General features: G+C 69.6%; 8 protein-coding genes. 2 read left to right on the top strand and 6 right to left on the bottom strand.

What is annotated here, in order from left to right; genetic code table 11:
* Positions 1 to 17: 17 nt before the first annotated feature.
* From lptC to AC3WPZ_RS04525, 3 genes are read right to left on the bottom strand one after another with little or no spacing between them, the layout of a single operon-like run.
* A complete protein-coding gene (lptC, locus tag AC3WPZ_RS04535; RefSeq protein ID WP_382152771.1) occupies positions 18 to 689 on the bottom strand; it encodes an LPS export ABC transporter periplasmic protein LptC in 672 nt (223 codons plus the stop codon).
* Positions 686 to 1,231 carry a KdsC family phosphatase gene (locus AC3WPZ_RS04530; RefSeq protein ID WP_492438407.1) on the bottom strand — a complete coding sequence of 182 codons (546 nt, stop codon included), beginning with the start codon at positions 1,229 to 1,231 and terminating at the stop codon, positions 686 to 688. Before AC3WPZ_RS04530 ends, lptC begins: the two co-directional genes overlap by 4 nt.
* An 11-nt stretch (positions 1,232 to 1,242) precedes the next feature.
* Positions 1,243 to 2,241, bottom strand: coding sequence for a KpsF/GutQ family sugar-phosphate isomerase (locus AC3WPZ_RS04525; RefSeq protein WP_492438403.1), 999 nt, complete (start codon positions 2,239 to 2,241; stop codon positions 1,243 to 1,245).
* Positions 2,242 to 2,301: 60 nt separating this feature from the next.
* On the opposite strand from AC3WPZ_RS04525, the gene AC3WPZ_RS04520 reads away from it, so the two are divergent.
* Together AC3WPZ_RS04520 and AC3WPZ_RS04515 are read left to right on the top strand one after the other, a co-directional pair.
* Complete coding sequence (locus AC3WPZ_RS04520) at positions 2,302 to 4,287, top strand: monovalent cation:proton antiporter family protein (protein ID WP_382322371.1); 1,986 nt, start codon at positions 2,302 to 2,304, stop codon at positions 4,285 to 4,287.
* Positions 4,288 to 4,500: 213 nt separating this feature from the next.
* Positions 4,501 to 5,046 (top strand): adenine phosphoribosyltransferase, encoded by a 546-nt coding sequence (locus tag AC3WPZ_RS04515; protein WP_291115220.1) that lies wholly within the window; start codon positions 4,501 to 4,503, stop codon positions 5,044 to 5,046.
* Positions 5,047 to 5,062: 16 nt separating this feature from the next.
* On the opposite strand, the gene AC3WPZ_RS04510 is transcribed toward AC3WPZ_RS04515, so the two are convergent.
* The 3 genes from AC3WPZ_RS04510 to mnmE form a co-directional block, all read right to left on the bottom strand.
* A complete protein-coding gene (locus tag AC3WPZ_RS04510; RefSeq protein WP_444688877.1) occupies positions 5,063 to 5,773 on the bottom strand; it encodes a hypothetical protein in 711 nt (236 codons plus the stop codon).
* Positions 5,774 to 5,858: 85 nt separating this feature from the next.
* Positions 5,859 to 6,350 carry a cyclic nucleotide-binding domain-containing protein gene (locus tag AC3WPZ_RS04505; RefSeq protein WP_382163815.1) on the bottom strand — a complete coding sequence of 164 codons (492 nt, stop codon included), beginning with the start codon at positions 6,348 to 6,350 and terminating at the stop codon, positions 5,859 to 5,861.
* 106 nt (positions 6,351 to 6,456) lie between these two features.
* The gene (gene mnmE, locus AC3WPZ_RS04500) at positions 6,457 to 7,857 is read right to left on the bottom strand and encodes a tRNA uridine-5-carboxymethylaminomethyl(34) synthesis GTPase MnmE (RefSeq protein ID WP_492436368.1); all 1,401 of its coding nucleotides are present in this window, start codon (positions 7,855 to 7,857) and stop codon (positions 6,457 to 6,459) included.
* Positions 7,858 to 7,944: the final 87 nt, after the last annotated feature.

The raw sequence follows: 7,944 nt of genomic DNA, 5'->3' as shown, positions 1-7,944 counted from the left end.
GGGCCTGGGTGGGGCGCTCAACGCGGCGCCAGCTGCACTTTCACGCGGCCCTTGAAGCGCGCGACCTGGTCCTCGCCGGTGTAGTCCAGGGTGTCGGCGACCAGGCGGTCGCTGCCGCGCAGCAGCGTGACGGGCTGGTCGGAGACGATGCGGTCCGGCTCCAGGAACACGTGCAGGAACTCGCCGCGGAACTCCAGCCGGGGCTGGGGCTGGCCATTCAGGTCGTTGCCGGCCTCGCGCACGATCACCGCGTTGCCCCGGAGCACGAACTCGGTGTTGTCGCCATTGGTGGTCACCAGGCGCGCGGTGGCCAGCGTGGGCAGGCCTTGGTCGCCGATGTGGCGGATGCGCGCGTCGTCGATCTCGACCATGTCGGTGGCGGGGTAGTGGCGAGCCTCCACGCCTTTGACCTCGGTCTTGAGCGTGCCCTTGGCATCGAAGGCCTTGACCGAGAAGCGGCGCATGAAATAGTCGGGCTCTGTGCTCACCGGGCGCTCGGGTTCGGCCGACTCGGGCGCCGGCGTGGCGCGCAGCAGCCAGTAGGAGGCGAGTGCGAGCAGGCCCATGAGCAGCACGGGCAGGTAGATCGAGAGGTTGTCCAGCAGCTTGCGCTTGCGGCGTGGCGCGCGCGGCGCATCGATCGTCTGGTCGACGGTGTCGAAGAAATCGAGCGGGTCGGACGTGCTCACCGCGCGGCCGCCTCCAGCTCGCGGGCATACGCGCCTTGGGCCACCAGCAGCAGGTCGCACAGCTCGCGCACGGCGCCCGCACCGGGCTGGCGCTCGGTGACGTGGTGGGCCACGGCGAGCACCTCGGCGTGCGCGGAGGGGGGGGCGGCGGCCAGCGCGGCGCGGCGCAGCAAGGGCAGGTCGGGCCAGTCGTCGCCCATGGCGGCGGCGGCGCCCCAGTCCAGGCCGAGTTCGGCCAGGATGGCCTCGGCGGCCGGGGCCTTGTCTTCGGTGCCCAGGCGCGCATGCACCACGCCCAGGGCGGACAGGCGCAGGCGCAGGGCGGCGGAGTCGCGCCCGCTCACCACGGCCGGCGTGATGCCGGCGCGCTTCAGCAGCTGCAGGCCCAGGCCGTCGAGCGTGTGAAAGCGTTTCAGCGTTTCGCCCGCTTCGCTGAAATACAGGCTGCCATCGGTCAGCACCCCGTCCACATCGAAGAAGACCACGCGCACCGGCTGGGCGCGCAGCAACAGGGCGGGTGGGAAACTCAGCACCGGGCGCAGGGGTTCCACGTTCAGATCACCTTCGCGCGCATGAGGTCGTTGCTGTTGAGCGCGCCCTGCAGGCGTCCGGCGCCGTCCACCACCAGCACGCTGGTGATGCGGTTGGCTTCCATCAGACCCGCGGCCTCCACGGCCAGCGCGTCCGGGCGCACGGTGCGCGGCTGGGGGTGCATCACGTCGCGCGCCACCAAGGTGCGCAGGTCGGCGCCGCTGCCGGTCTTCTCGATCAGGCGGCGCAGGTCGCCGTCGGTGAAGATGCCCACCACGCGCTCACCGCTGTCGACGATGGCGGTCATGCCCAGGCCCTTGGCGCTGATCTCGCGCATGAGCTCCATGAGGCCGGCGTCCAGGCCCACGCGCGGGGCCTCGTCGCCGCTGCGCATGACGTCGCTCACGTGGGTGAGCAGCTTGCGCCCGAGCGCGCCGCCGGGGTGGGAGCGCGCGAAGTCGTCGGCCTTGAAACCGCGTGCGTCGAGCAGGGCCACGGCCAGCGCGTCACCGAGGGCGAGCTGGGCGGTGGTGCTGGCGGTGGGGGCCAGGTTGTGCGGGCAGGCTTCCTTGTCGACCGAGGCATCGAGCACCACGTTGGCGTGGCGGCCCAGTGTGGAGTCGGGCCGGCCGGTGATGGCCAGCAGCGGCACGCCCATGCGCTTGATGAGCGGCAGGATGGCCGTGAGCTCTTCGCTTTCGCCGCTGTTGCTGATGCCCAGCACCATGTCGGCGCTGGTGATCATGCCCAGGTCGCCATGGCTGGCCTCGGCCGGGTGCACGAACATGGCCGGCGTGCCGGTGGAGGCCAGCGTGGCGGCGATCTTGCGGCCGATGTGGCCGCTCTTGCCCATGCCCATGACCACCACGCGCCCGGGAATGCCCAGCACCAGTTCGATGGCTCGGACGAAGGACGCGTCCAGGCGCTGGGCCACAGCGGTCACGGCTTGTGCCTCGATGCTCAGGGTCTCCTGCGCCAGGGTCAGGGCCCGGGCCGGGTCGAAGGAAGGGGGCAGGGTCATGGGCGCAATTATCGCCGCCGGCCCGCCGCCGCGTGGTGGGTCAGCCATTACCATCGCTTCATGAATTCGCTCGACCTCGCCCTGCTCTATCTGCTGGCCGCCGTGCTGGCCGTGGTGGCGTGCCGCACCTTGCGCCTGCCGCCGATGCTGGGCTACCTGGTCGTGGGTGTGGTGATCGGGCCGAACGCGCTGGCGCTGGCGCAGAACTCGAGCGGTGTGCGCTACCTGGCCGAGTTCGGCGTGGTGTTCCTCATGTTCGTGATCGGGCTGGAATTCAGCCTGCCCAAGCTGCGCGCGATGAAGCGGCACGTGTTCGGCCTGGGCATGTCGCAGGTGGTGTTGACGGTGCTGCTGACCACCGTGGGCTCGCTGCTGCTCACCCTGGCCTTGCCCACCTGGTGGAACGTGCCCTGGCAGACCGCGCTGGCGCTGGGCGGCGTGATGGCGATGAGCAGCACCGCCATCGTGATCAAGATGGTCGCCGAGCGGCTGGAGCTGGAATCGGAGCACGGCAAGCGCGTGCTGGGCATCCTGCTGTTCCAGGATCTGGCCGTGGTGCCTCTGCTGGTGATCATCCCTGCCCTGGCCTCGGAACCCGAAGAGCTGCTGCGCGCACTGGGCTGGGCCACGCTCAAGGCCGTGCTGCTGCTCGGCCTGCTGCTCACCGGTGGGCAGCGGCTCATGCGCTGGTGGCTCACGCAGGTGGCGCGCCGCAAGAGCGACGAGCTCTTCATGCTCAATCTGCTGCTCATCACCCTGGGCCTGGCCTGGTTGACCGAACACGCCGGGCTCTCGCTCGCGCTGGGCGCCTTCGTGGCCGGCATGCTGATCTCGGAGACCGAGTTCAAGCACCAAGTGGAGACCGACATCCGGCCCTTCCACGACGTGCTGCTGGGCCTGTTCTTCATCACCATCGGCATGATGCTGGACTGGCGCCTGGTGCTGGACCGCTGGCCGCTGGTGCTGTTGCTGCTGTCGGTGTCCATGGCGTTCAAGCTCGCGCTCATCACGGGCGTCACGCGCGCCTTCGGCGCCCCCATGGGCGTGGCGCTGCGCACCGGTCTCTATCTGGCGCAGGCCGGCGAATTCGGCCTGGTGCTGCTCACGCTGTCCGGCCAGAACAACCTGGTGCCGCCGCAGCTGTTCAACCCCATCCTGGCCAGCATGGTGATCTCCATGCTCGCCACGCCGGTCGCCATCCTCTACGCCAACAGCATCGTCACGCGCCTGGTGGGCAGCGACTGGCTGATGCAGTCGGTGCAGATGACCAGCATCGCGCGCAAGGCCATCAACGCCGACAAGCACGTGATCATCTGCGGCTACGGCCGCTGCGGCCAGAACCTGGCGCGCCTGCTGGAGGCCGAACACATTCCCTACATGGCGCTCGACCTCGACCCCGACCGCGTGCGGCAGGCCGCGGCCGCCGGCCATTCGGTGGTGTTCGGCGATGCCGCGCGCCTGCAGGCCCTGATGGCCGCCGGCCTGCACCGCGCCAGCGCCGTGGTGGTGACCTACCTGGACACCCCCAGCGCGCTCAAGGTGCTGCGCCACGCGCACGAGCAGGCTTCGCACGTGCCGGTGGTGGTGCGCACGGTGGACGACGCGGACCTGGAAAAACTGCGCACCGCCGGCGCCACCGAGGTCGTGCCCGAGGCGATCGAAGCCAGCCTGATGCTGGCCAGCCACGCGCTGGCGCTCGTGGGCGTGCCGATGCGGCGCGTGATCCGCGTGGTGCAGGACCAGCGCGATGCGCGCTACAACCTGCTGCGCGGCTACTTCCACGGTGCCGACGACGACGGTGCCGACGAGATCGACCACGAGCGCCTCAACACCGTGACCCTGCCCCCGGGTGGCCGCAACGTCGGCAAGACCCTGGGCAGCCTGGCGCTGCACGCGGTGGGCGTGCGCGTGGTGAGCCTGCGCCGCGCCAGCGGCAAGCCCCAGTCCCCGAGCGACGAGACGGTGTTCGAAAGCGGCGACACGGTGGTGATCAGTGGCAAGGCGCCCGCGCTGGCCCTGGCCGAAGAGAAGCTGCTCTCGGGCTGAGCACGCCACTTCGTCGGCTGGCAGGCACCACACGCCGGAAGCCCTGGCGGGCAGCGGGCCCGGGAAATCAGAATGCGCCCAGGGCCGATCACGGCCTCCCGTTCCAGCCCATGGCTTTGTACAAGGGTCGCCATGGTCTGCGCCCCGGCCGTTGTGCCGGGGCTTTTTTTTGCGCCACCGCAGATAATGGCCGCTCCCTCACGGACCGAGCCCATGGACACCTCCGCCTTCCTGAAATCCCACATCCGCACGGTGCCCGACTGGCCAGCGCCGGGCGTGCAGTTCCGCGACATCACGCCGCTGCTGCAAGACCCCAAGGTCTTTCGCGTGCTGATCGACACCTTCGTGCACCGCTACATGGACACGGCGCTGCGCCCCACCGTGGTGGCCGGACTCGATGCGCGGGGTTTCATCATCGGCTCGGTGCTGGCCTACGAACTGGGCGTGGGCTTTGTGCCGATCCGCAAGAAGGGCAAGCTGCCCTTCACCACGGTGGAAGAAACCTACGAGCTGGAGTACGGCAGCGCGACGGTGGAACTGCACACCGATGCCGTGAAGGCAGGCGACCGGGTGGTGCTGATCGACGACCTGATCGCCACCGGCGGCACCATGATGGCCGGGCGCCGGCTGCTGGAGAAGCTGGGCGCGCAAGTGATGGAAGGCGCGGCCATCGTCGACCTGCCGGAACTCGGTGGCTCGGAGAAGCTGCGCGCCTCCGGCCTCAAGCTCTTCACGCTGCTCGATTTCGCCGGCCACTGAGCGACCGGCCGGCCCCTCAGAGCTTGCCGTACTGGGTTTCGCTCAAGGCCCCGAAATCGCTGTGCGACTCCGGCACCGGCAGCTGCGCCTGCGCTTCAGCAGGGGAGCGGTAGGGTGGCTTGGCCACGCTCTGCAAGGCAAGGCGAAACGCCTCCACCTCGTCTTCCCCCACCACCTGCGCGGGCGCGCTCGACGGCGTCATGACGGGCCGGGGAATGGCCGTGGGGCTGGGCATCGGGCTGGTGACCTTGGCTTCAGGCACCAGGCCCGGCGTCATCGGCACCGCCTCGCGGCGGGTCTGGGCCGCCACGGCGGCCTTGAGCGCCATGCCGACCTGGTCGTGCACGGCCTTGCGGCGCCAGTAGACGGAGCGCACGTCCATCTCGTGCCGCGTCTGGGCACTCTGCTGGATCCAGCGCTCGATCTCCAGCAGGTATTCATCGGGCATGGCCTTGGCGGGCAGCGCGAGGTCGACCAGCACCAGGAAGCTGTCGCCGTTGGCGTCCAGCGTGAGCACCTTGAACTCGTAACTGGTGGACAACACGCCCGCGCGGATGAGCGACTCGCGCACCACGGCGAACAGCTGCTCACGGCGCAGGATGCGGCGCCCGCGGCGCGGCGAGATCAGCGGCAGCGTGGTCTGGCTGAACTTCTTGCGCGCACGGGTGAAAGGACCCTTGTCGGGTGTGGCGGATTTTTTGGCCTGTAGCCAGCTCATCAAGGACATGGGCAAAGTGTGCGCCAGGGACGCGCGCGCAAAAGGTTGAAAAAGCAACACAGGACGGCCTTGATTCCGTTCGTGCCCGCGGCGCTCAGGTCACGGCGACCCGTTTGGGCCGGTTGTACATGCGCCGAGCCAGCACCGCCGACATGGCCACGCTGAGGTCCAGCGCGACATCGGGATGGCGCGAGGAGAGTTCCCGAAAACGCAAAGGGGTCAGACACCAGAGCCGGCAATCGCTGCCCGCGTGCACCGTGGCGCTGCGCGGCAGGTGGCTGAAAAACGCGCCCTCGCCCAGCAAGGAGCCCGCACCGACCACGGCGATGCGCACGCGCTCGCGCGAATCCTCGTAGTGCACGGTGAGGGTGCCGCTCTCCACGAAGTAGACCGTGCGGTCCTTCACCCCTTGCTCGATCAGCACCTGCCCCTGCTGCAGCGCCACCGGCTGCAGGTAGTTGGCCAGCTGCACCCACTGGGGGTCGTTGAGGTTCAGGGGCACGGCGTCCAGCGCGCTGCTCAGCCGCATGGACTGGGCCAGGCCTTGAATGTCAAAGCGCACGGACGTGGGCAACTGGGCGTTCATGCGGTCAAGATAACCGCGCACGACCGGCGCGCGCAAGCCTGTTCTTACCCGTGCTTACAGTTGCACTCTCGGCGGTCTCAGAGCGGCACCGAGCGGTGCGCTGGCTTCATTTGCCGATGCAAAAACGCGAAAAGATTTCGCCCAGCAGGTCGTCGGCGGTGAACTCGCCGGTGATCTCGCTCAGGGCCTGTTGCGCCAGGCGCAGCTCCTCGGCCAGCAGGTCCAGGTGCTCCGCGCGCGCCTGCAGCAAGGCGTGCGAGGCGTCGAGGTGATCGCCCACGCGGCGCAAGGCCTGCAGGTGCCGTTCGCGCGCCATGAACAGGCCGTCGCCCGCGTGCTGCCAGCCCGCCAGGCTCAGCAGGCGCTGGCGCAAGGCCTCCAGGCCGGTGCCGTGTTTGGCCGAGATCGCCAGTGTGTCGGCCTGCGCGTCCATCACGGCCGCGGCGGGCGCCTGGTCCAGCTTGTTCCAGACGTGCAGCACCGGCACGTCGGCGGGCAGGGTGCTGGCCAGGCTGGCCGCGATCGAGGCATCGGCCGTCTGGTAGTCCGCCCCTTCGCTGCGGCTGAGGTCGTGCAGGAACAGCACCGCGTCGGCGCGCTGAATGCGCTCCCAGGCGCGCTCGATGCCGATCTTCTCGACCTCGTCCACATCGGGGCTGTCGCGCAGGCCGGCGGTGTCGATCACGTGCAGCGGCACGCCCTCGATCTGGATCGTCTGCTGCACCACGTCGCGCGTGGTGCCGGCCACGGGTGTGACGATGGCCAGCTCGGCCCCGGCCAGGGCATTGAGCAGCGAACTCTTGCCCGCGTTGGGCTGGCCCGCGATGACGACCTGCAAACCGTCGCGCAGCAAGGCGCCTTGGCGCGCCTGGGCCTGCACCTCGGCCAACGCGTCGCGCAGCCGTTGCAGCTGGCCCGTGGCATCGGCCTTCTGCAGGAAGTCGATGTCTTCCTCGGGGAAGTCCAGCGTGGCCTCGACCAGCATGCGCAGGTTCACCAGCGCGTCGCGCAGCGTGTGCACGCGGCCCGAGAACACACCGGCCAGCGAACGCGAGGCGCTGCGCGCGGCGGCTTCGGTGCTGGCATCGATCAGGTCGGCCACCGCCTCGGCCTGCGCGAGGTCGAGCTTGTCGTTGAGGAAGGCGCGTTCGGTGAACTCGCCCGCGCGCGCCAGCCGCAGCGTGGGCGCGGTGTCGCGCGCCACCTCCAGGCAGCGCGCCAGCAGCAACTGCAACACCACCGGCCCACCGTGGCCTTGCAGCTCGAGCACGTCTTCGCCGGTGTAGGAGTGCGGGCCGGGAAACCACAGGGCCAGGCCGTGGTCGATGGGCTGGCCCGTGGCATCGGCCAAGGGCAGGTAGGTCGCCTCGCGCGGCCTCAGGTCGCGCCCCAGCAGGGCCAAGACAAAGGCCGCCAGGCCCCGTCCCGACACCCGCACGATGCCCACGGCCCCACGACCGGGCGCGGTAGCGATGGCAACGATGGGGTCACGCGAGGCAGCGAGCATAGGAGGCGAGCATAAAAGACAAAGGGCCTGCAACGCAGGCCCTTCACAGACGAGAAACACACCCTCCAGAGTCGTCGAGGGTCCGGC

Source organism: Hydrogenophaga sp. FW305-3-2-15-A-LB1, assembly GCF_058787875.1.
This window is presented reverse-complemented; position numbering and strand designations above follow the sequence as displayed.

Bases quoted from the DNA above. Each gene is read 5' to 3' on its own strand.
- AC3WPZ_RS04525 (WP_492438403.1), bottom strand. From the start codon at position 2,241: ATGACCCTGCCCCCTTCCTTCGACCCGGCCCGGGCCCTGACCCTGGCG.
- AC3WPZ_RS04520 (WP_382322371.1), top strand. From the start codon at position 2,302: ATGAATTCGCTCGACCTCGCCCTGCTCTATCTGCTGGCCGCCGTGCTG.
- AC3WPZ_RS04515 (WP_291115220.1), top strand. From the start codon at position 4,501: ATGGACACCTCCGCCTTCCTGAAATCCCACATCCGCACGGTGCCCGAC.
- AC3WPZ_RS04510 (WP_444688877.1), bottom strand. From the start codon at position 5,773: ATGTCCTTGATGAGCTGGCTACAGGCCAAAAAATCCGCCACACCCGAC.
- AC3WPZ_RS04505 (WP_382163815.1), bottom strand. From the start codon at position 6,350: ATGAACGCCCAGTTGCCCACGTCCGTGCGCTTTGACATTCAAGGCCTG.
- mnmE (WP_492436368.1), bottom strand. From the start codon at position 7,857: ATGCTCGCTGCCTCGCGTGACCCCATCGTTGCCATCGCTACCGCGCCC.